Here is a 23292-nt window from a genome sequence, read left to right as displayed (position 1 = left end):
CAGCCATTCGGCTGCCTTTTTTAATGGCGCTTTACATGCCGCTCTCCGACAGTCTGTCAGAACTGATAATTGGCGGTGAGGCTGACGTTACGCGGCGCGCCGTAAACAATGGAACCATCAATATTGGTGTCGTAGGTTTTATCAAACAGGTTGTTGATGTTTCCCTGTACGGAGAAATTTTTCGTCACCTGATAGCGGGTAAACAGATCGACCAGCGCATAGCTGCCCTGTTCGGCGCGGAAAGTGCCGTACGGCGTCGTGGTATCTTTGTAAACCCGATTCTGCCAGTTCACGCCGCCGCCGACCGTCAGCTCCGGTATCGCCGGCAGACGATAGCGGGTGAATAACTTCACGCTGGTGCGCGGAAGATTAGGGTTCACGGCGTTACCTTCATTGTCCTCGGCAACATACCGGGTAGCCCCGAAAGTCATCTGCCAGTTATCGGTAATTGCGCCGTTTACTTCAAATTCGACGCCTTTGCTCACCGTTCCGTCAGTAGACTTCCAGGCAAACTCCCCATTACTGCCAGGGATGGGAATAGTGGTTGCCTGAGCGACGTTATTCTGCTCAATGCGGAACACGGACAACGTGGTGGTGAGGCGGCTGTTCATCCAGTCGGACTTCAGGCCCGCTTCATAGTTATTACCGGTAATCGGAGCCAGATATTGACCCGCTTTGTCGCGTTTATTCTGCGGCTGAAAGATAGAGGTATAACTGGCATAAGCGGACCAGTTGTCGTTGATATCATAAATCAGCCCGGCATACGGCGTGGTATGGTTTTTCTCCACGCTGTAGGTCAGTGTATCAACACGCCAGTTGGTATAACGAGCGCCAAGAATCAGATGCAGCGGGTCGGCCAGCGAAATGCGCGTAGCGGCATACAGCGATTTCATATGCGTGGTATCGTCCTGCGCCAGATTTTGTGGCGCCCAGTGGGTTTGGGGGAAATTACCGTTAAAGGCGCTGAAGTTGCCAATGTCGTCCGGAAAGACGTTCGCCCAGGCGCTAAAATAGCGGTTATTCTGTTTACTATAACTGCCGCCAAACATCATATTGTGCTGACGGCCAAACAGCTCATAAGCGCCATCGGCAAAGAGATCTATGGCATCTACTTTGCGCTTGCCGCTGTTCCAGCCCGTACCGCCGACCACGGGGTAGCTTGCGCCATAAGGACTCACCAGCGTACCTGTCTCTTTATCGACTAAAGCATCGATATACATCATTTTACTGTCGAATTTGACCTCAGTATGGGTCGCATTCAGGGTCGCCTGCCAGCTTTCGGCAAAACGCTGCTTAAGCGTGACGAAGAATTTATTTATCTCTTTGTTGTTATAAGCCCAGTCCGGGGCGGTACTACGCGCGCGGTCATAGCTATTTTTGCTGCCATCGGTGTTCCAGCGCGGCAGACCGCCCCAGGTCGGGCTGTTGACATCAATTTTTTGATATTCATAACCGGCTGAAAGGCTGGTAGTTGCACCCAGATCGGCATCGATAATTCCGGAAAAGAACGCTTTCTCACTGTTATAGCGGTCCAGCCAGGAATCATTATTCTGATAACCCGCCACGATGCGCCCACGGACATTACCGTCTGCGGTGAGCGGACTTTGCAGATCCATGACGTAACGCTGCTTATTCCAGCTACCGTATTCTGTGGAGACGTTACCTTTGAACTCCCGACTGGTGGCGTGTTTACGGATCATATTAATTGAGGCAGAAGGATTGCCGGTTCCGGTCATCAGCCCATTCGCGCCGCGAACCACCTCCACGCGCTCATACAGCGCGGTATCCGTTAGCGCATCGCCCAGATTCCAGCGGGACTCAAAATACGTTGGAATACCGTCAACCATATAGTTGTCAATTTCAAACCCGCGCGAGTAATAGCTGATGCGATCGGAGTCAGCCTGGCTTCCACTGATTCCCAGCGTATTGGTCATCACCTCGCCCAGGGTTTGCAACTGCTGGTCTTCCATACGCTGTTGGCTGACAATACTGACCGACTGCGGGATATCGCGCTGAGTCATCGGCATTTTGGTGCCCGCTGCGGTCGTTTTCACGCTGTAATCCTGTTCTTCGCGGTTTACGGCGTCAGCGGTCGTCGCGCCTTCGACAATAACGGTATCCTCAGCCGCGAAGGCGGCAGGCATAAATGCCATCGCCATACCCATAGCTAACAGCGACGGTGCGGCGGTGGACGGAAGGTGTTTGTCCCGGCGGTATTGAATGAAAGACATCTGAAAATCCTTGCTTGTTATTGGGGTAAGTTCAGGACGTATGACGTTGAACCTTTTCATTCTTTGCTAGTTAATGCGCATAAAAATGCAAATGAGAAATATACGCATTTGTATTAAATGTGTAAAACGGTATAAACAGGGAAACTAGAAATATTTTTTAAGCGTACAAAGGCGTCATGGCAGGGGGATATGGCGGTAAGTCCAGCATGTAGTCATTTTTCGCTTAATAAATCGTGGGTTAAAGTTGAAAGAGCGTCGGTAACTCGCTCATACTCTATACTCGCAGTATGGCTCGGCGTAGCATGTGCGCTGCAAGGGCTATTATGAAAAAGGAAAACGTCGTGGCAGAAGAAACTATATTCAGCAAAATTATTCGTCGTGAAATCCCTTCGGATATCGTTTATCAGGATGAGCTGGTCACCGCCTTTCGTGATATTTCACCGCAGGCGCCGACGCATATCTTGATTATTCCCAATATTCTGATCCCAACCGTCAATGACGTGACGGCGGAACATGAACAGGCGTTAGGTCGGATGATCACCGTGGCGGCGAAAATCGCCGAACAGGAAGGCATTGCCGAAGATGGGTATCGTTTAATCATGAATACCAACCGTCATGGGGGCCAGGAGGTTTATCATATCCATATGCACCTACTGGGCGGCCGCCCGCTAGGCCCGATGCTGGCGCATAAAGGCTTGTAAGTATGATCAAAGGATGCATCGCGGTTTCTCTGGGCTTGCTGCTGCTTACCGGCTGCCGGTCACATCCTGAAATTCCGGTAAGCGACGCGCAGTCGCTGGTGATGGAGTCCACGGTTCTGGCGGCGGGCGTCACCGCAGAGCCGCCTGAACTGACGGCGTCTGATATCCAGCCATCAGCCTCTTCCCGCGTCTATAACGAAAGGCAAGAGCCCATAACCGTTCATTATCGGTTTTACTGGTATGACGCGCGGGGGCTGGAGATGCATCCGCTGGAGGCGCCGCGTAGCGTAACCATACCCGCGCGTTCGTCGGTAACGCTATTTGGCAGCGCCAATTATCTGGGGGCGCATAAGGTCAGGCTTTATCTTTATTTGTGAGGAGTGAATTTTGATGACAAAAATGCATCGCTACGCTGCCATTGCTGCGCTGGCGATATTTCTCTCCGGGTGTATGGCGCAACGTCAACCTGCGCCAGTTGAAGAGGTAAAACCAGCGCCAGAACAACCCGCGCAGCCACCACAGCCTCCTGTTGTGCCGTCTGTGCCAACCATTCCACAGCAACCGGGGCCGATCGAACATGAAGATCAAACGGGCCAGCCAGCGCCTAAGGTGCGCCACTATGACTGGAACGGCGCGATGCAACCGCTGGTCAGCAAAATGTTGCAGGCTGATGGCGTGACGGCCGGAAGCGTATTGCTTGTCGACAGCGTGAATAACCGGACGAATGGGTCGTTAAATGCGAACGAGGCAACGGAAACGTTACGTAATGCGCTGGCGAACAACGGTAAATTTACGCTGGTCTCCGTACAGCAACTCGCGATGGCAAAACAGCAGTTAGGGTTGTCTCCGCAGGATAGTCTGGGAACGCGCAGTAAAGCTATTGGCATTGCGCGCAATGTCGGGGCGCAATATGTACTTTACTCCAGCGCATCCGGTAACGTTAACGCGCCTGCATTACAGATGCAGTTAATGCTGGTGCAAACTGGCGAGATAATCTGGTCAGGTAAAGGTGCGGTCCAACAACAATAATCCCTTAACGCGCGACGAGATCCTGTCGCGCTATTTTCCCCAGTATCGTCCCGCCGTCGCCACATCGCAGGGGCTAAGCGGCGGGAGCTGTATTATTGCCCACGATACTCACCGTGTCGTGCTGCGCCGTCATCACGACCCTGACGCTCCACCAGCCCATTTTTTACGTCATTACCGCGCCTTATCCCAATTGCCGGCCAGTCTTGCGCCGCGAGCGCTTTTTTATACTCCAGGCTGGATGGCGGTAGAATATCTGCATGGTGTGGTAAATTCCGCTCTGCCAGATGCCGACGAACTGGCGGCCTTACTGTATCATTTGCATCAACAGCCGCGTTTTGGCTGGCGTATCGCGCTATCGCCACTATTGGCGCAGTACTGGTCGTGTTGCGATCCGGCAAGGCGTACGCCGTTTTGGTTGCGGCGGCTCAAACAGTTGCAAAAAAACGGTGAACCTCGCCCGCTGCGGCTCGCGCCTTTGCATATGGATGTCCATGGCGACAATATAGTATTAACGTCCGCCGGGTTGAGACTGATTGACTGGGAGTATGCCGGCGACGGCGATATTGCGTTGGAGCTGGCGGCAGTATGGGTTGAGGATGAACGCCAGCACCGACAACTGGCAGACGCTTATGCAGCGCGCGCGCGAATCGACGCCCGGCAGCTATGGCGACAGATACGATTATGGCACCCCTGGGTCATTATGCTAAAAGCAGGGTGGTTCGAATACCGCTGGCGACAAACCGGCGAGCAACAATTTATCAGGCTGGCCGATGAAACCTGGCGCCAGCTACGTATGAAAGGATAAGGAGAGCAGTGTGGGCCCAGTAATGTTGAATGTCGAAGGATGTGAGCTGGATGCGGAGGAGCGCGAGATACTGGCGCATCCGCTGGTTGGCGGGCTTATTCTGTTCACGCGTAATTACCATGACCCGGAACAGCTGCGCGAATTAGTGCGCCAGATTCGGGCGGCATCGCGTAACCATCTGGTGGTGGCCGTCGATCAGGAAGGCGGGCGCGTACAGCGTTTCCGTGAAGGGTTTACCCGCCTGCCCGCGGCGCAATCTTTTTTTGCGCTGCATGGGCTGGAAGAGGGGGGACGACTGGCGCAGGAGGCAGGGTGGCTGATGGCCAGCGAAATGATCGCGATGGATATTGATATCAGTTTTGCGCCAGTGCTGGACGTCGGGCATATCAGCGCGGCAATTGGCGAGCGCTCCTATCATGCCGATCCCGCAAAAGCGTTGGCAATGGCAACGCGCTTTATTGACGGCATGCATGACGCCGGGATGAAAACGACCGGTAAGCATTTCCCCGGCCACGGCGCGGTCACGGCGGACTCCCACAAAGAGACGCCGTGCGATCCACGTCCTGAAACGGACATTCGTGGTAAAGATATGTCGGTGTTCCGCACGCTGATTAGCGAGAATAAACTGGATGCGATTATGCCTGCCCACGTGATCTACCGCGCTATCGATCCGCGTCCGGCAAGCGGTTCGCCGTACTGGCTGAAAACGGTGTTGCGTCAGGAGTTAGGCTTTGACGGCGTCATTTTCTCCGACGATCTGTCGATGGAGGGCGCGGCGATTATGGGCAGCTATGCTGAGCGCGCTCAGGCGTCGCTGGATGCGGGTTGCGATATGATTCTGGTCTGCAATAATCGTAAAGGCGCAGTCAGCGTGCTGGATAATCTGTCGCCGATCAAAGCAGAACGTGTTACACGTTTGTATCATAAAGGTTCATTTTCACGCCGGGAGCTCATGGACTCAGCACGCTGGAAAACAGCCAGCGCCCAGCTCAACCAGTTACATGAACGCTGGCAGGAAGAAAAAGCAGGTCATTAACTCGAGTTTTCGTGAGGGTGCCAGATGATTATTTATTTACACGGTTTTGATTCAAATAGTCCGGGCAACCATGAAAAAGTGTTGCAATTACAGTTTATCGACCCGGATGTTCGGCTGGTAAGCTACAGTACGCGGCATCCTAAGCACGATATGCAGCATCTGCTGAAAGAAGTGGACAAAATGTTGCAGTTGAATGTGGACGAGCGCCCTTTAATCTGTGGCGTGGGGCTGGGCGGTTACTGGGCGGAGCGGATTGGCTTTTTGTGCGATATCCGTCAGGTGGTTTTTAACCCGAACCTGTTCCCCTATGAAAACATGGAGGGGAAAATCGATCGCCCGGAAGAATATGCGGACATCGCTACAAAGTGCGTGACCAACTTTCGCGAAAAAAATCGCGATCGTTGTCTGGTGATCCTCTCGCGTCATGACGAAGCGCTGGACAGCCAACGCTCAGCGCAAGCGCTTCACCCGTATTATGAAATTGTGTGGGATGAGGAACAGACTCACAAATTCAAAAATATTTCGCCGCACTTGCAACGTATCAAAGCGTTTAAAACGCTGGGGTAACGCCATCCGGCAATATGGCGTTATCAGTGACCGGATAACCAGCCTTGCGGCTGGTTTTTTTATGCTCAATTCTCGCAAACTGTCTATCTTTTCAGCATGAAAACTTGATGCACATCAATTTTGGTATGACCAATGCACCGTTCATGCTATTCTCATATCAGAAGCTTATTCTCATTAACGTAACTTGTTGTTAATTAAAGGCTATACTAATAACTTTTAATTAACAATTGGTTAATAAATTTAAGGGGGTCACGTTGACTACACCATTAAAAAAGATCGTGATTGTCGGCGGCGGCGCTGGCGGGCTGGAAATGGCGACGCAGTTAGGCCATAAACTGGGGCGCAAGAAAAAAGCGAAAATCACGCTGGTAGACAGAAATCACAGCCATCTGTGGAAACCATTGCTGCACGAAGTGGCGACTGGCTCTCTGGACGAAGGCGTGGATGCGCTGAGCTATCTGGCTCATGCGCGTAATCATGGTTTCCAGTTCCAGCTGGGGTCGGTGATGGATATCGATCGCGAAGCGAAAACCATCACCATTGCCGAGTTACGTGATGAAAAGGGCGAACTGCTGGTGCCGGAGCGCAAAATCGCGTATGACACGCTGGTGATGGCGCTGGGCAGCACCTCTAATGATTTCAACACGCCGGGCGTGAAAGAGCACTGTATCTTCCTCGATAACCCGCATCAGGCGCGCCGTTTTCACCAGGAGATGCTGAACCTGTTCCTCAAGTATTCGGCTAATCTGGGCGCGAACGGTAAGGTCAATATCGCCATCGTTGGCGGCGGTGCGACGGGGGTTGAGCTGTCGGCTGAACTGCATAATGCGGTAAAACAGCTGCATAGCTATGGTTATAAGGGGCTGACCAACGACGCGCTGAACGTGACGTTGGTTGAGGCTGGCGAGCGTATTCTGCCTGCGTTGCCGCCGCGTATCTCCAGCGCCGCGCATAATGAACTGACCAAACTGGGCGTTCGCGTGCTGACGCAAACTATGGTCACCAGCGCCGACGAAGGCGGTCTGCATACGAAAGAAGGTGAATATATTCAGGCCGATCTGATGGTGTGGGCGGCGGGTATCAAAGCGCCAGATTTTATGAAAGAGATTGGTGGTCTGGAAACGAACCGCATTAACCAACTGGTGGTGGAACCGACGCTGCAAACCACGCGCGATCCTGATATTTATGCGATTGGCGACTGCGCTTCCTGCGCACGTCCGGAGGGAGGTTTTGTGCCGCCTCGCGCTCAGGCGGCGCATCAGATGGCTACCTGCGCGATGAATAACATTCTGGCGCAGATGAATGGCAAACCGCTGAAAGCTTACCAGTATAAAGATCATGGTTCGCTGGTCTCTCTGTCCAACTTCTCTACCGTGGGTAGTCTGATGGGGAACCTGACCCGCGGTTCAATGATGATTGAAGGACGTATCGCCCGCTTCGTGTATATCTCGCTATACCGTATGCACCAGATAGCGCTGCATGGATACTTTAAAACCGGCCTGATGATGCTGGTGGGCAGTATTAACCGCGTCATTCGTCCGCGCCTGAAACTGCATTAATTTCTCTGCGTCTCACCGGCTGCTCGCGCCGGTGAGCGCTTCTCCATCTCTTGCTTCGGAGTTGTCCGAATCCTTCAGCTTTACCGCCTCATCCCGCATTTTTCATCCTCATTCCGATTGGCTTTGTTCGCATACTGGTTGCAAAATTGTTACCAATAGCAACGAAGGAGGAACTCCCGTGAATAAATCAATGTTGGCGGGTATAGGGATTGGCGTAGCGGCTGCGCTGGGTGTGGCGGCAGTGGCCAGTCTCAACGTATTTGATCGTGGTCCGCAGTATGCGCAGGTGATATCGGCTAAACCGATTAAAGAGACGGTAAAAACGCCGCGTCAGGAGTGCCGTAATGTCACGGTCACGCATCGCAGACCGGTTCAGGACGAAAACCGTATTGCCGGCTCGGTGCTTGGCGCAGTAGCAGGCGGCGTGATTGGACATCAATTTGGCGGCGGTCGTGGTAAAGATGTGGCGACGGTCGTCGGGGCGCTGGGCGGCGGTTATGCTGGCAATCAAATCCAGGGATCAATGCAAGAAAGTGATACCTACACTACCACGCAGCAACGCTGTAAGACGGTGTATGACAAATCTGAAAAGATGCTTGGCTACGACGTGACCTACAAAATTGGCGATCAGCAGGGCAAAATCCGCATGGATAAAGACCCCGGAACGCAAATTCCCCTCGACGGCAATGGCCAACTGGTTCTGAATAACAAAGCATAAAAAAGCTGTACTCTGCAAGTTAGCCCCTCATTCGCTCAGGCTGAGGGGCTTTTTTTTATCCGAAGCCGCGTCGTTCAGGACTTGAGCAGTTCAGGCCAGATGCGCAGAGTCGTACGCGTAATTTGCATCAGTTGTTCGAAGGTGGCACCTTCACGGGCGCTGATCGACATTCCCTGTAAAATACAGTTTATATATTCTGCGAGCGCCTGCGGGTTACAGTGCGCCGGAATTTCACCGCGCTCCTGACGTTGGCGCAGAAACTGGATGAGCGTCTGTTCCTGCATGGCGTGGCGTGATTTTACCGTGCGGGCGATATCGCGCGAGGAGGCGGCCAGGGTGGCGGACGTATTAATCATAAAGCAGCCAGCCGGCGTGTCTGTACTGGTAAAGCAGGCGGCAATTTCTGTGAAGTAATCTTCCAGCGCCGATTCTACGCTTTTCTCTTCACAAAAGAGCTGGGCTTCGTGTTTTGAGGCAAAGCGAGTGATGTAGCGATCCAGGACAGCGCGAAATAATCCTTCTTTGTTAGTGAATTCCGCATAGAGAGTAGGCGCTTTCGCCCCGGTAGCCTCTACGAGATCGGCAAGCGAAGTTGCTTCATAGCCGTGCTGCCAGAAGAGAGTCATGGCCTTATCAAGCGCGGCTTCCCTGTCGAACACTTTTGGTCGGCCACGGCTTTTCTTCGCGCAACTCGTGGTATCCGTTGTCATGATGCCGTTGTACCTGTTTAAAGAGCGGTCTCTCTATTATAAAAACAAACCACTTCTGGCTCCAGAGTATTCATTAGAAAAATAAATCAATTCTATTCACATGAAAAATAACATCTTTATAAATTATATAACGATCATTATAAAAAGAAGTTGACGTGTGATGTAGATCACATCTATGATTAACTTATCGATCGTTAAGTTAATGCTTACGACACCCATTCATCTGCTAAAGGTCATCACTATGAAAAACGTAAAAACCCTCATCGCTGCTGCCGTACTGAGTTCGCTCTCATTCGCCAGCTTCGCCGCCGTTGAAGTTCAGGCAACGCCAGAAGGTCAACAGAAGTTCGGCACCATTTCCGCGAATGGCGGCACGAATCTGGGCTCGCTGGAAGATCAGCTGGCGCAAAAAGCGCAGGAGATGGGGGCGAAGTCTTTCCGTATTACCTCTGTTACCGGCCCGAATACCCTCCACGGTACGGCGGTAATCTATAAGTAAGCATTAACCCTCATTAATGCCGCTGCGATTGCCACAATAAAAAAAGAAAGCCTCGCGATGCATCGCGAGGCTTTTTTGTCGGTCAGCTATTCACGCTTACAGCGACTGCGGTTTCGCCTCTGCTTGACGGGTTACATCCACCGGCATTCCGGAACGCACTTCCATAACATGTTCCATCACCGCAGCATCGGTCTGCGGCGCGTCCTTAAAGGCCTGCATCGGGCCATTCAGCACAATCGGCAGCACCTGCGGATCGTCGCCTATATTTTTAGACAGCGGCTGATGAACTTCCACCAGTCGCACGCCGCCTGGCTCCACCGAGGCTTTAATCGGCGTATTGATAATATTCACTTTGGTTCCCGGCGTGACCTGACGGAACAATGTCTCTATATCACCGTCGCGCAGACGGATACAGCCGGAACTGACGCGCATACCAATGCCAAAATCGGCATTCGTGCCATGTAACAGATAGACGCCGCCGTAGGCCGCTAAACGAATCGCGTGATGCCCCATTGGGTTATCGGGACCGGCAGGCACCACGGCGGGGAGATCGATGCCTTGCGCTTTATAACGGGCGCGAATATTGGCGGTCGGCGTCCAGGTTGGATTGGCGCGTTTATCCGAAATGGTCGTCACCATCGTTGGCGTCAGGGTATCGCCGCCTAGTTGGCCAATCCCGATAGGGTAGACCGTGACCGTATTTTTCCCCGGTTGATAATAGTAAAGCCGTAATTCCGCGAGGTTAATGACGATACCTTCACGTGGCGCGTCCGGTAGCAGCGTTTGCAGCGGAATCGTTAGCACGCTGCCTGCGCGTGGCACGTAAGGATCAATGCCGGGGTTGGCCTGTAACAGGGCTAAAAAGCCCACGTTATATTTTTTGGCGATCGCCTCCAGCGAGCCGCCGTCGTCTTCAACGACATGGAATTTATTTTCTCCCACCAGTCGACTGCCGGGGGGCGGAAGAGGCCACGTATTCGCCTGCGCGGGAAGGGCAAGCATGATGGTCGCGGTAAGCGCAAACAACGCCCACCAGCGAGAGAGTCGCGTATTGTTGAACATTATAATAAACCCATGATTATTATGTGGTTATTTTTATAAAAGAGGAAATAAGAATTATGGCGGCTGGCTGTGTCTGGAACTGCAGGGAAGTGCAAAGAATTTGTAAAGATTAGGCCGGACGCAGAGTAATGACGCCCGGCCTGACGCTTATGCAATAGCGTTTTCTTCCAGTTGCTGCATAAACTGGCGTACCCAGTCTATACGCGTTTTACGTTCGCTTAAATCCTGAATAAACTTGAGACGCGTCGGGCCATCCAGACGGAAATGCTGCGGCTGTTTTTGCAGCAACCCGATAAGCCAGGCGGGGTCAACGTGGTTTTTCTCGGCGAACTCAATCGTTCCGCCTTTCTCGTTACCCTCCAGTTTTCGGATGCCGAGCTTTTGCGCCTGTTGGCGCAGGCGTGCGATATCCAGCAGATTACGCGCCGGATCGGGCAGCAGGCCGAAGCGGTCGATCAATTCCACTTTGATCTCTTCCAGCTCGTTTTCGTTCTTCGCGCTGGCAATGCGTTTATAGAATGACAGCCGGGTATTAACATCCGGAATAAAATCATCCGGCAGTAACGACGGCATTCGCAGCTCGACTTCCGTTTGCTGACTGGTGAGATCTTCCAGCGAGGGTTCGCGGCCTGCTTTCAGCGCATCGACGGCGTTTTCCAGCAATTCCATGTAGAGTGAGAAGCCGATGGTTTCCATTGAGCCGCTTTGCTCTTCGCCAAGCAGTTCGCCCGCGCCGCGGATCTCCAGATCGTGGGTCGCCAGCGCAAACCCGGCGCCTAAATCCTCCAGCGACGCAATCGCCTCCAGCCGTTTTTGCGCATCGGTGGTCATGGCCTTAGGATGTGGCGTCAACAGCCAGGCGTAGGCCTGGTGGTGCGAGCGCCCAACGCGGCCACGCAGCTGGTGCAACTGCGCGAGGCCGAAATGATCCGCGCGTTCAATGATGATCGTGTTAGCGGTGGGAATGTCGATCCCCGTTTCGATAATGGTAGTACACACCAGCACGTTAAAACGTTGATGGTGGAAATCGTTCATGACCCGTTCCAGCTCACGTTCGCGCATCTGCCCGTGGCCTATAGCGATTCGCGCTTCCGGTACCAGTTCCGCCAGCCGCTCTGCGGCTTTCTGAATATTTTCGACGTCATTGTACAAATAGTAAACCTGACCGCCGCGCAGGATTTCACGCAGAATCGCTTCCCTTACTACCAGGCTATCATACTCGCGGACAAAGGTTTTTACCGCCAGACGACGGGCAGGGGGAGTGGCGATAATGGAGAGATCGCGCATACCGCTCATCGCCATATTCAGCGTCCGCGGGATCGGCGTCGCCGTGAGCGTCAGAATATCGACATCGGCGCGCATCGCCTTAATTCGCTCTTTGTGGCGCACGCCGAAACGGTGCTCTTCATCGACAATCAGCAGGCCCAGGTCGCGCAGCTTCACATCGCTTTGTAGCAGTTTATGCGTACCGATCAGAATATCGATCTTACCCTCGGCGGCTTCCGCCAGGATTTGTGTCTGCTCTTTGGCGCTGCGAAAGCGGGACAGCATCTCAATGCGTACCGGCCAGTTGGCGAAACGGTCGCGGAAGTTATCATAGTGTTGCTGCGCCAGCAGCGTGGTCGGCACCAGTACCGCTACTTGTTTATGGTTTTCCACCGCCAGGAACGCGGCGCGCATCGCCACTTCGGTTTTGCCGAAGCCGACGTCGCCGCACACCAGCCTGTCCATCGCCAGCGGTTGGCACATATCGCTCAATACGGCGTTAATCGCCTGTGCCTGATCGGGCGTCGTTTCAAACGGGAAGCTGTCGCAGAATAACTGATACTGCTCACGATCATGCTTAAAGGCAAACCCCTCTTTTGCCGCCCGTTGCGCATAAATATCCAACAGTTCCGCTGCGACATCGCGCACTTTTTCCGCCGCTTTCTGCCGGGCGCGCGACCAGGCGTCGCCGCCCAGTTTATGCAGCGGCGCACTTTCTTCCGCGCCGCCGGCATAGCGGCTAATCAGATGCAATGAGGAGACCGGCACATACAGTTTGGCGTCATTGGCGTAGGTGAGCATCAGATACTCACCCTTGATGCCGCCAGCCTCCAGAGTGGTCATGCCGGCATAGCGTCCGACGCCGTGCTCCAGATGCACTACCGGTTGACCGACGTGGAGCTCCGCCAGGTTACGAATCAACGTATCCGGGTTGATCGTGCGGCGGGAATCCAGGCGGCGACGCGCCACCCGCTCACCCAAGAGATCGCTTTCACAAATCAGCGCCAGATTGCGTTGGGTGTCGATAAAGCCATGTTCTGCGGCGCCAATCATCAGATAGCGTCCCGCATCCTGCGCCTCGTCCAGGCGTAATATTCGCTTCGGCGCGATTTTTATGCGAGCCAGGAGCTCTCCCAGCGCTTCGCGGCGTCCTTCGCTTTCCACCGAAAAAATCACCGGACCGCTGAAAGATTCGAGGAATTTACGCAGCGCGTCCAGCGGCGCTTTCTGCTGTGCCTGGATAGCCAAATCCGGTAATTTCTGGAAACCAAGATTGGTATTGGCGGCTTTTTCCGGCAGATGGTCGGTTTTAAGCTGGAGGCGAGGCCAGCGTTTAAGCTCGGAAAAGAGCTCATCTACCCGTAGCCAGAGGGCTTCCGGCGGCAAAAGCGGGCGCATAGGATCGACGCCGCGATTTTCAAAACGTGCCAGCGTATCGGCCTGAAAGCGTTCGGCGCTGGTTTCCAGCGAGCCGGTATTCACCACCAGAGTATTGGCGGGGAAATAGCTAAATAATGGCGGTAACGGTTCGCTGAAAAAGAGCGGCTGCCAGTATTCGATCCCGGCGGGCAAGGTGCCTTTGCTAACCTGCTGATAGATGTGCTCGGCGTCGCGTTTTACCTCAAAGGTATCGCGCCACTGGCTACGGAAAAGCTCAATAGCGGCTTTGTCGGTAGGAAATTCGTGCGCGGGCAACAAATTGATGGCCTCGACCTCCTCCAGCGTACGTTGGGTATCCGCGTCAAACAGACGCAGGCTGTCGATTTCATCATCAAAAAAGTCGAGGCGATAAGGTTGTTCGCTGCCCATCGGAAAGAGATCCAACAGCGCGCCGCGCGTCGCGTATTCGCCATGCTCCATCACCTGATCGACATGCCGATAACCGGCGCTGTCAAGCTGCGCGCGCAGAGCGTCGCGGGACAGCCGCTGGCCTTTTTTCATCACCAGCGCATGACCATGCAGATAGCTATGCGGACAAACGCGCTGCATCAGGGTGTTTACCGGTACAATCAAGACGCCGCGCTGCATTGACGGCAACTGGTAGAGCGTGGACAGGCGCGAAGAGATAATTTCCTGATGCGGGGAGAAGCTGTCATACGGTAGCGTTTCCCAGTCCGCCAGGTTCATCACCATCTGATCGGTAAACTGGCGGATTTCATCATGCAATCGCAGAGCATTTTGCATGTCAGGCGCTATGAGTACCACCGGACCGGCATGGCGTTCGGCTATCTCCGCCACCAGCGTAGCGCAGGCGGCGCCGGTAAGTTCGCCCAACTGGCGCTGATCGCCCGCTTTTGTCGGCAGCGTGTAACGTTGTTTTTCAGGCATAACGGTTGTCAGTATCTCTTTTTGTTTTACGCCGCACTCTACGCGTCACCCTTCAGGCTGCTTCATGGTTGGCTGCGCGCCGGGACAGCATGAAGGACTCAGGTATTCAGGGGCATATGACTGATAAGCAATGTTCTTTATTATCCGCGATCGTTGTTTATTAGCAAATTGAATCCGCCGGATAACACGTCGAACAGGTAAAGTATGAACATGTAAGTGACTTGATTTGTCGGCCTTATTCAGAATAGCGCTGACGAACTCTTACGGTTCAGACATTTACGCATTCCGCTTTCGCTTATATACTCGGGACTTTGCTAACAGCAACCAGACGGATTACATGTATCAACCTGTCGCTCTATTCATCGGCCTGCGTTACATGCGCGGGCGTGCAGCAGATCGCTTCGGTCGCTTCGTTTCCTGGCTTTCCACTATCGGCATTACCCTGGGGGTGATGGCGCTGGTCACGGTATTGTCGGTGATGAACGGTTTTGAGCGCGAACTGCAAAATAACATTCTTGGTTTGATGCCTCAGGCCATCCTCTCTGCTAAACATGGTTCTCTTAACCCGAATCAGATGCCGGAAAAAGCGGTGAATCTGCAAGGCGTTAACCGTATTGCGCCGCTGACGACGGGCGATGTCGTACTGCAAAGCGCGCGTAGCGTTGCGGTTGGCGTGATGTTGGGTATCGAGCCGGCGCAAAAAGATCCGTTAACGCCGTATCTGGTCAATGTGAAGCAAAGCGAATTACAGCCGGGTAAGTATAATGTCATCCTCGGCGAGCAGCTCGCCGGACAGTTAGGGGTCAACCGCGGCGATCAGATTCGGCTAATGGTGCCATCTGCCAGCCAGTTTACGCCAATGGGACGTCTGCCCAGCCAGCGTCTGTTTACGGTGATTGGCACATTTGCCGCCAATAGCGAGGTCGATGGCTATGAAATGCTGGTCAATATTCAGGACGCGTCGCGTTTAATGCGCTATCCGGCAGGCAATATTACCGGCTGGCGTCTGTGGCTGGATGAACCTCTGCAAGTCGATACCCTCAGCCAACAGACGCTGCCGCAAGGCACTAAGTGGCAGGACTGGCGCGAACGTAAAGGCGAGTTGTTCCAGGCTGTGCGCATGGAAAAGAACATGATGGGATTGTTGCTGAGCCTCATCGTGGCGGTCGCGGCTTTTAACATTATTACTTCGTTGGGTCTGATGGTCATGGAGAAGCAGGGCGAAGTGGCGATTTTACAAACTCAAGGGCTGACGCCGCGACAAATTATGATGGTCTTTATGGTGCAGGGCGCCAGCGCCGGGATTATCGGCGCGCTGTTGGGCGCCGCGCTGGGCGCATTGCTTGCCAGCCAACTGAATAACCTGATGCCGATCATCGGCGCGTTTCTGGATGGCGCTGCGTTGCCCGTGGCGATAGAGCCGTTACAGGTGATCGTTATCGCGCTGGTGGCAATGGCCATCGCGCTGCTTTCTACGCTTTATCCTTCCTGGCGCGCTGCCGCCACTCAACCCGCTGAGGCTTTACGTTATGAATAAGATCCTGTTGCAATGCGACAACCTGTGCAAACGCTATCAGGAAGGCACCGTACAAACCGACGTGTTGCACGATGTCAGCTTCAGTATCGGCGAAGGCGAAATGATGGCGATCGTCGGCAGTTCCGGTTCGGGTAAAAGTACGTTGCTGCATCTGTTAGGCGGGCTGGATACGCCTACCTCCGGCGATGTGATTTTTAGCGGCCAGCCGATGAGCAAACTCTCTTCTGCGGCAAAAGCGGAATTACGTAACCAGAAACTGGGGTTTATCTATCAGTTTCATCATCTCCTGCCGGATTTTACGGCGCTGGAAAACGTGGCGATGCCATTATTGATTGGCAAAAAGAAACCGGCGGAGATTGACGCTCGGGCGCGAGAAATGTTGCATGCTGTAGGGCTGGAGCATCGCGCAACCCATCGACCTTCGGAACTTTCCGGCGGTGAGCGCCAGCGTGTCGCGATAGCGCGCGCGTTGGTGAATAACCCGCGTCTGGTACTGGCGGATGAGCCGACCGGTAATCTGGATGCGCGTAATGCCGACAGTATTTTTGAGCTTCTGGGCGAGTTAAATCGTCTGCAGGGAACCGCGTTTCTGGTGGTGACTCACGATTTGCAACTGGCGAAACGTATGAGCCGCCAGCTTGAGATGCGCGATGGCCGCCTGACGGCGGAACTGAGCCTGATGGGGGCTGAGTAATGGCGTCGCCTTTATCATTGTTAATTGGCTTGCGTTTCAGCCGTGGACGGCGGCGCGGCGGTATGGTTTCGCTCATTTCCGTCATTTCTACCATCGGTATCGCGCTGGGCGTGGCGGTATTGATTGTCGGTTTAAGCGCGATGAACGGTTTCGAACGCGAGTTGAATAACCGTATTCTGGCGGTGGTTCCGCACGGGGAGATTGAAGCGGTCAATCAGCCGTGGACCAACTGGCGTGAAGCGCTGGCAAAAGTGCAGAAGGTGCCGGGCATTGCCGCCGCCGCGCCGTATATCAATTTTACCGGCCTGGTAGAGAGCGGGGCGAATTTGCGCGCCATTCAGGTTAAAGGCGTCGACCCTAAGCAAGAGCAGCAGCTTAGCGCGTTACCGTCATTTGTGCAAAATCACGCCTGGGATCATTTCAAAGCGGGCGAGCAGCAGATCATTATCGGTAAAGGCGTCGCCGATGCGCTGAACGTGAAACAGGGCGACTGGGTGTCCATCATGATCCCCAATGCGAATGCCGACCATAAGCTGCTCCAGCCCAAACGCGTGCGTTTGCATGTCATCGGGATTCTGCAACTGAGCGGCCAGCTCGATCACAGCTTCGCCATGATCCCGCTTGAGGATGCGCAGCAGTATCTGGATATGGGGTCCAGCGTTTCCGGTATCGCGCTTAAAGTCCATGACGTGTTTAACGCGAACAAACTGGTGCGTGACGCGGGTGAGGTGACTAACAGCTATGTCTACATTAAGAGCTGGATCGGCACCTACGGCTATATGTATCGCGATATCCAGATGATTCGCGCCATTATGTATCTGGCGATGATTTTGGTGATCGGCGTGGCCTGTTTTAATATCGTTTCCACCTTAGTGATGGCGGTAAAAGACAAAAGCGGCGACATTGCGGTATTAAGAACGCTGGGGGCGAAAGATGGTTTGATTCGTGCCATTTTCGTCTGGTACGGACTACTGGCGGGCTTGCTGGGCAGCTTGATTGGCGTGGCGATCGGCGTTGTCGTTTCGCTTCAGCTTACCGCCATTATTAATGGGATTGAAAAGGCGATCGGGCATCAGTTTTTGTCCGGCGATATCTATTTTATCGACTTCCTGCCATCCGAATTACATTGGCTGGACGTTGTTTACGTACTGGTCACGGCGTTGTTGTTAAGCTTACTGGCGAGCTGGTATCCGGCGCGGCGGGCGAGCAACATTGACCCTGCGCGAGTATTGAGCGGCCAGTAATCGCGGAATATAAAAACAAGGAGCGGTGATGTATTACGGGTTTGACATTGGCGGAACAAAGATTGCGTTAGGCGTATTTGACTCAACGCGGCGGCTGCAGTGGGAAAAACGGGTTCCCACGCCCCATACCAGCTATAGCGCCTTTTTAGACGCCGTGTGCGAGCTGGTCGCGGAAGCCGACCAGCGATTTGGCGTAAAAGGGTCGGTAGGGATTGGCATACCCGGTATGCCGGAAACCGAAGACGGCACGCTGTACGCCGCGAATGTCCCGGCAGCCAGCGGTAAGCCGTTGCGCGCCGATCTCAGCGCCCGACTGGATCGCGATGTGCGTCTGGACAATGACGCTAACTGTTTTGCCTTGTCCGAAGCCTGGGATGATGAATTCACGCAATACCCTTTGGTTATGGGGCTTATCCTCGGCACCGGCGTCGGCGGCGGCCTGGTGCTAAATGGGAAGCCGATTACTGGTCAGAGCTATATCACTGGCGAGTTTGGTCATATGCGTTTGCCGGTTGACGCGCTAACGTTGATGGGGTTTGATTTTCCTCTCCGCCGTTGTGGATGCGGCCAGATGGGCTGCATTGAGAATTATCTGTCCGGGCGCGGGTTTGCGTGGCTATATCAGCATTATTATGATCAATCGCTGCAGGCGCCGGAGATTATCGCGTTGTGGGAGCAGGGCGATGAGCAGGCGCACGCGCATGTTGAGCGCTATCTGGATTTACTGGCGGTTTGTCTGGGGAATATACTGACGATTGTCGATCCCGATTTATTGGTGATCGGCGGCGGACTATCGAACTTTACGGCAATAACAACGCAACTGGCGGAAAGACTGCCGCGCCATCTCCTCCCTGTTGCCCGCGCGCCGCGCATTGAGCGTGCGCGGCATGGGGATGCAGGTGGGATGCGCGGTGCTGCTTTTTTACATCTTACCGACTAATCAAAAAAAGAGGTTGTTATGCAGTCGCGTCGGTTTCATCGATTAAGCCGCTTTCGTAAAAATAAACGTCTGTTGCGTGAACGTCTGCGCCAGCGGATCTTTTTCAGAGACAGAGTGGTGCCGGAAATGATGGAAAACCCAAGAGTATTAGTCCTTACAGGTGCAGGAATTTCTGCAGAGTCTGGTATTCGTACGTTTCGTGCGGCGGATGGCCTTTGGGAAGAGCATCGGGTTGAAGATGTGGCCACGCCGGAAGGATTCGCCCGTAATCCGGGGCTGGTGCAGACATTTTATAATGCTCGCCGTCAGCAGCTTCAACAGCCGGAAATACAACCCAATGCGGCGCATCTGGCGTTAGCGAAGCTTGAAGAAGCGCTTGGCGATCGCTTTTTGCTGGTGACTCAAAACATCGACAATTTGCATGAACGCGCGGGCAATCGCAACATCATTCATATGCATGGCGAGCTGTTGAAGGTGCGCTGTTCGCAAAGCGGCCAGATTCTGGAATGGAACGGCGATGTGATGCCGGAAGATAAATGTCACTGCTGCCAGTTCCCGGCGCCGCTACGTCCGCACGTGGTGTGGTTTGGCGAGATGCCGCTTGGCATGGATGAAATTTATATGGCGCTGTCGATGGCGGATATTTTTATCGCCATTGGCACATCCGGTCATGTCTATCCGGCTGCGGGTTTTGTGCATGAAGCAAAACTGCACGGCGCACATACGGTGGAACTGAATCTTGAGCCAAGCCAGGTCGGCAGCGAGTTTGAAGAGAAGCACTACGGCCCGGCAAGCCAGGTTGTGCCGGAATTTGTTGATAAATTCCTGAAAGGGCTGTAGTGCTGTTTGCCCGGTAACGCCTTATCCGGCCTACATTTCACGTTACGTTCATCTGTAGGCCCGACAGGCGCTTTGGCTGAATTAGCGTCCTGCTTTTAGCTTCTGATAATACTCTTCATAAATGGCGCTGGCGTCGCCGACATCGTTTTGCCACTCGCCTTTGCTGATGGTTTGCGCATCCGGATAGAGCGACTTATCATTGGCGACCTCCGGGCTTAACAGCTTACGCGCCGCCAGGTTGGGGGTAGGGTAGCCGATGGTTTCTGCCACCTCTTTCGCGACGTCAGGACGCAGCAGGAAGTTGATTAGCTTCAGCGCGCCCTCTTTATTTTTCGCGTTCGCCGGAATAGCCAGGCTGTCCATCCAGAAAATACCGCCTTCCTTCGGCCAGACGACCTCCAGCGGCGTGCCAGCCTGACGAGCAACGAAGGCCGAACCGTTCCACACCATCCCCAGGTTGACTTCCCCTTCCATATACGGATTCGCCGGATTATCGGAGTTGAAGGCCGCTACGTTCGGCATCAGTTTTTTCAACTCTTCATATGCCGCTTCAATCTCTTTCGGATCGGTAGTGTTACCGGAATAACCTAGCTTGCGCAGCGCCATCTGGAAGACTTCTCGCGCATCGTCGGTTAAAAGCAGGCTGTTTTTATATTCCGGTTTCCACAAGTCAGCCCAGCTGGTAATGGTTTTTGGATCGATAGCATCGCTGTTCACGCCAATCGCCGTTGCGCCCCAGATATACGGGACAGAATAATCGTTGTTGGGGTCAAACGGTTTGTTGAGCATTTCCGGATCGAGGTTGTGGAAATTGGTTAATTTCGACTTATCGATCTTCTGGATCATGCCTTCTTTGCGCATTTTGTCGACATAGTATGTAGAAGGAACAACCAGGTCATACGCGCCATCTTTATAGGTTTTGAGTTTGGCATACATGGTTTCGTTCGACTCGTAGGTCGAATAAATCACCTTAATGCCTGTCTCTTTAGTGAACTGTTCCAGCAGGCCCGGCGGCACATACTCAGTCCAGTTATAGAAATAGAGCGTGTCGTTGTCGGAGGCATGAGCGGCACTCATACCCAGCGCCAGGGCGCCCGCCGCGAGCAGGTGGCGTGACCATTTTTTCATTTAACGTCCCCTGAATTACGGGCCTTATCGGCCCTTGGTTTTATCACGAGCAATAAGCTGGCTGGCAATGACCATTACCAGAGACAGCACCAATAAAACGGTCGCCAGCGCGTTCACTTCTGGTGAAACGCCGACTTTTACCATGGAATAAATCTTTAAGGGTAAAATTTCATAGCCCGGCCCGGTGACAAACGACGAGACTACTACATCGTCCATCGACAACGTAAAGCTCAGCAACCAGCCCGCCGCCACCGCCGGCATCGCCAGCGGCAGAATGATTTTGCGTAAAATCGTTACCTCACTGGCCCCCAGGTCTTTTGCGGCTTCCAGCATTCTGACATCAAAGCCTTTCAGGCGCGAATAGACCGTGACGACCACAAACGGCAGGCTAAAGGTGATGTGCGAGAACAGCAACGACCAAAAGCCCAGTTGAATGCCGAGTAACATAAACAGCACCAGCAGGGAGATCGCCATCACGATATCCGGCGACATCATTACTACAAACAGCATCCCGCTGACGAATGGCTTCCCGCGAAAGCGGTAGCGATAAAGCGCCACCGCGGTTAACGAGCCAATCAACGTGGCGAAGGTCGCTGAAAAAATCGCCATCGTCAGTGAATGTTGAGCGGCCTGCAACAGACTGTCGTTATTGACCAGGAGTTCGTACCATTTAGTGGTAAAGCCCTGCCAGTTAATGCCGAATCGCGAACTGTTGAAGGAGTTCACGATCAGAATAATGATGGGAATATACAGATACGCATAGATGGCAGTCATGAAACCGCCACGGAGCAGCCGACCGATCATTCAAGTTCCACCTTCTTATTCAGAGGATGGGGTGCTTTTAGAGTATTGAAAATGATCAATTTTTTCTCTTCTCCAAAATCTCTCCAAAACGTCTCGCGGTTATCAGCAGCCAGGAAGAAGCAAGCTGCCGCTTGAAGCCGCGAATTTTACAACAAATTGCCAGACGAGCGGGAAAAAAAGGCCATTTAAATGACTATTCTCATCCGATCCGGTCATATGCGGCATTATTGCGCCAGGCAAGAGGTTACTCTGTAGGCAAACAGGAAGTACGTGAGTAAACCCTGAACGTGACGTCTGAGAAAGCGTCGTCTGATTTTATAAAAAACAACATAAGCAGCCGCTTTGTTGTTCTGAGCGAACGTGTAGCGTGGTTAACTGTTCTTCCGCCATTTTTTGTATAGCCTGGGGGTCTATTCTAAAAATGGCGTGAAAAACCTTATCAGAGATGGCTTCGATTATCTCAGCTAACATACTTTGGCTGGTGCTGGGATCCGTTACGAGGAACGCCTGAAACGTCTTATCCGCCAGTAAAACCTCTTTTACCATTTTTTCAATAGGTATGTGGGTATGCGGTGGTGGTATTTCAAGCTGTTTTAATCCACACATCGCCATTGTTTCTAAAAATGCGTTTTGCTGAGCACTTTCGGATATATTCGCATGCTGTAAAATGCGCGTTGTCTTTTCAATCCCAGACTGAATTTTCGCTGCCAGGTAGGTTACCTTTTCTTGCGTTTTCCACTCATCTAAATGTCCTTTTCTCAATTCAGAATATAAATACCCCTCTATGTTGTCTAATGAAACCGATAATGTCGGCGCGCCAGCAAGATTGAGACATAATGTCGAAGGGAGGGGGTAATCTGCGATGTCGCTATATCTTCTATTAATCATGGCCGTCATTTGTGGATGCGATTTTAAAATATCCGGGCGATCTTTCATTAAAAAATAGACCTTCCCCATGACTTCACAGCTAAAGGTATCGGTATTTTGAGTGATACGTAACAATTCGTTCTCTTCGTTTTGATCCATGATACGAAGAATCATGATGGCATCATTTTCATGAGGATTATGAACCTGAAATCTATCTCTTTGCGATGCGCAGGCTAATGCCTTTAACTCAAAAAAAATCTCTGTAAGCCGCTCTCGTGTGGGGGTGCAATCGGCAAACAACATCTCATGTAGACAACGGTCCGCTTTTGCTTTGCCAGTAGAAAAAAAGAGGTCTTTAATTTTTTCCCATAAAACTTTGCAACATGTTTCTTTCGTATTCCCTGGGGGATTGATAAGTATTTCGCTTTTTAAAAAACCATTCCCTATTGTAATCGGCATAATAATCTCACTTAAACTGGAGTAAAAATGACTACATAATTGATTAAATCGACCCTTTTTATCTCAACTGCGGGCGCATCAGATGTAATATAATATTTAAAAGAGACTGGCAATCAGTATAAAACCTGAGAGCTTCGCGTATAAACGCATTACTGTCTGTGATAGCGTCGCTACAGGTAAAAATAAAAGAAGGCCTGGCGCGGATGATGTTGTAGATTTGCAATACTGGCGGCAACTGCTTTCATGCGTTTTTTATGCCGGAGGCATG

The 23292-nt window shown here is 52.8% G+C and carries 21 protein-coding genes; 14 read left to right on the top strand and 7 right to left on the bottom strand.

Annotation, left to right across the window (positions count from 1 at the left end; translation table 11 throughout):
- Positions 1–56 precede the first annotated feature (56 nt).
- Complete coding sequence (gene fhuE / locus K8W53_RS13485; protein ID WP_023224842.1) at positions 57–2231, bottom strand: ferric-rhodotorulic acid/ferric-coprogen receptor FhuE; 2175 nt, start codon at positions 2229–2231, stop codon at positions 57–59.
- A 341-nt stretch (positions 2232–2572) separates the two neighbouring features.
- On the opposite strand from fhuE, the gene hinT reads away from it, so the two are divergent.
- The 8 genes from hinT (at position 2573) to K8W53_RS13445 (ending at position 8646) form a co-directional block, all read left to right on the top strand.
- Positions 2573–2932: a purine nucleoside phosphoramidase gene (gene hinT / locus K8W53_RS13480; protein WP_001532068.1), complete on the top strand. Its 360-nt coding sequence runs from the start codon at positions 2573–2575 to the stop codon at positions 2930–2932.
- A gap of 2 nt (positions 2933–2934) precedes the next feature.
- Positions 2935–3309 carry a YcfL family protein gene (locus K8W53_RS13475; protein WP_000589563.1) on the top strand — a complete coding sequence of 125 codons (375 nt, stop codon included), beginning with the start codon at positions 2935–2937 and terminating at the stop codon, positions 3307–3309.
- Positions 3310–3322: 13 nt separating this feature from the next.
- Positions 3323–3961, top strand: coding sequence for a penicillin-binding protein activator LpoB (lpoB, locus tag K8W53_RS13470; protein WP_000164355.1), 639 nt, complete (start codon positions 3323–3325; stop codon positions 3959–3961).
- Positions 3942–4766, top strand: a complete 825-nt coding sequence (gene thiK / locus K8W53_RS13465; protein ID WP_001257342.1) for a thiamine kinase — start codon at positions 3942–3944, stop codon at positions 4764–4766. Before lpoB ends, thiK begins: the two co-directional genes overlap by 20 nt.
- Before the next feature lie 10 nt (positions 4767–4776).
- A complete protein-coding gene (gene nagZ / locus K8W53_RS13460) occupies positions 4777–5802 on the top strand; it encodes a beta-N-acetylhexosaminidase (protein ID WP_000529340.1) in 1026 nt (341 codons plus the stop codon).
- A gap of 24 nt (positions 5803–5826) precedes the next feature.
- The gene (gene ycfP / locus K8W53_RS13455) at positions 5827–6369 is read left to right on the top strand and encodes an alpha/beta hydrolase YcfP (protein ID WP_000587945.1); all 543 of its coding nucleotides are present in this window, start codon (positions 5827–5829) and stop codon (positions 6367–6369) included.
- A gap of 254 nt (positions 6370–6623) precedes the next feature.
- A complete protein-coding gene (gene ndh, locus K8W53_RS13450) occupies positions 6624–7928 on the top strand; it encodes an NADH-quinone dehydrogenase (RefSeq protein WP_000211053.1) in 1305 nt (434 codons plus the stop codon).
- Positions 7929–8106: 178 nt separating this feature from the next.
- Positions 8107–8646 (top strand): glycine zipper 2TM domain-containing protein, encoded by a 540-nt coding sequence (locus K8W53_RS13445; protein ID WP_001043449.1) that lies wholly within the window; start codon positions 8107–8109, stop codon positions 8644–8646.
- Between the two features lie 74 nt (positions 8647–8720).
- On the opposite strand, the gene comR is transcribed toward K8W53_RS13445, so the two are convergent.
- Entirely contained in the window at positions 8721–9356 is a 636-nt protein-coding gene (comR, locus tag K8W53_RS13440) for a TetR family copper-responsive transcriptional repressor ComR (RefSeq protein ID WP_000205986.1), read from the bottom strand.
- Positions 9357–9597: 241 nt separating this feature from the next.
- Here comR and bhsA point away from each other — a divergent pair, with 241 nt between their 5' ends.
- Complete coding sequence (bhsA, locus tag K8W53_RS13435; protein WP_000800159.1) at positions 9598–9855, top strand: multiple stress resistance protein BhsA; 258 nt, start codon at positions 9598–9600, stop codon at positions 9853–9855.
- Between the two features lie 96 nt (positions 9856–9951).
- Here the strand turns inward: bhsA and ldtC are convergent, their stop codons facing one another.
- Together ldtC and mfd are read right to left on the bottom strand one after the other, a co-directional pair.
- Complete coding sequence (ldtC, locus tag K8W53_RS13430; protein ID WP_000482961.1) at positions 9952–10917, bottom strand: L,D-transpeptidase LdtC; 966 nt, start codon at positions 10915–10917, stop codon at positions 9952–9954.
- 147 nt (positions 10918–11064) lie between these two features.
- Positions 11065–14511, bottom strand: a complete 3447-nt coding sequence (gene mfd, locus K8W53_RS13425) for a transcription-repair coupling factor (protein WP_001114323.1) — start codon at positions 14509–14511, stop codon at positions 11065–11067.
- 337 nt (positions 14512–14848) lie between these two features.
- Between mfd and lolC the strand changes: the two genes are divergently transcribed.
- Genes lolC through cobB form a run of 5 tightly spaced genes read left to right on the top strand, consistent with a single transcriptional unit; the run spans position 14849 to position 19766 of the window.
- The gene (lolC, locus tag K8W53_RS13420) at positions 14849–16048 is read left to right on the top strand and encodes a lipoprotein-releasing ABC transporter permease subunit LolC (protein ID WP_023224672.1); all 1200 of its coding nucleotides are present in this window, start codon (positions 14849–14851) and stop codon (positions 16046–16048) included.
- On the top strand, positions 16041–16742 hold the full coding sequence (lolD, locus tag K8W53_RS13415; RefSeq protein WP_001033714.1) for a lipoprotein-releasing ABC transporter ATP-binding protein LolD: 702 nt from the start codon (positions 16041–16043) through the stop codon (positions 16740–16742). Before lolC ends, lolD begins: the two co-directional genes overlap by 8 nt.
- Positions 16742–17986, top strand: a complete 1245-nt coding sequence (gene lolE, locus K8W53_RS13410; RefSeq protein WP_000168091.1) for a lipoprotein-releasing ABC transporter permease subunit LolE — start codon at positions 16742–16744, stop codon at positions 17984–17986. The genes lolD and lolE overlap by 1 nt, the downstream gene beginning before the upstream one ends.
- 28 nt (positions 17987–18014) lie before the next feature.
- Positions 18015–18926: an N-acetylglucosamine kinase gene (gene nagK, locus K8W53_RS13405; protein WP_000291330.1), complete on the top strand. Its 912-nt coding sequence runs from the start codon at positions 18015–18017 to the stop codon at positions 18924–18926.
- A gap of 18 nt (positions 18927–18944) precedes the next feature.
- Positions 18945–19766, top strand: coding sequence for a Sir2 family NAD+-dependent deacetylase (cobB, locus tag K8W53_RS13400; RefSeq protein ID WP_001191856.1), 822 nt, complete (start codon positions 18945–18947; stop codon positions 19764–19766).
- 81 nt (positions 19767–19847) lie between these two features.
- Here cobB and potD read toward each other — a convergent pair whose 3' ends face one another.
- From potD to sifA, 3 genes are all read right to left on the bottom strand, one after another.
- Positions 19848–20894 carry a spermidine/putrescine ABC transporter substrate-binding protein PotD gene (potD, locus tag K8W53_RS13395; protein ID WP_000759329.1) on the bottom strand — a complete coding sequence of 349 codons (1047 nt, stop codon included), beginning with the start codon at positions 20892–20894 and terminating at the stop codon, positions 19848–19850.
- A 24-nt stretch (positions 20895–20918) separates the two neighbouring features.
- Positions 20919–21698, bottom strand: coding sequence for a spermidine/putrescine ABC transporter permease PotC (gene potC, locus K8W53_RS13390; RefSeq protein ID WP_000580299.1), 780 nt, complete (start codon positions 21696–21698; stop codon positions 20919–20921).
- A 315-nt stretch (positions 21699–22013) separates the two neighbouring features.
- A complete protein-coding gene (gene sifA, locus K8W53_RS13385; protein ID WP_052939337.1) occupies positions 22014–23024 on the bottom strand; it encodes an SPI-2 type III secretion system effector SifA in 1011 nt (336 codons plus the stop codon).
- Between the last annotated feature and the right edge of the window lie 268 nt (positions 23025–23292).

Origin of the sequence: Salmonella sp. A29-2 (assembly GCF_020150755.1) — a bacterium.
GTDB classification, from domain to species: domain Bacteria; phylum Pseudomonadota; class Gammaproteobacteria; order Enterobacterales; family Enterobacteriaceae; genus Salmonella; species Salmonella enterica.
The sequence above is the reverse complement of the archived record's forward strand: the minus strand, read 5'-3'. Positions and strand labels throughout refer to the sequence as shown.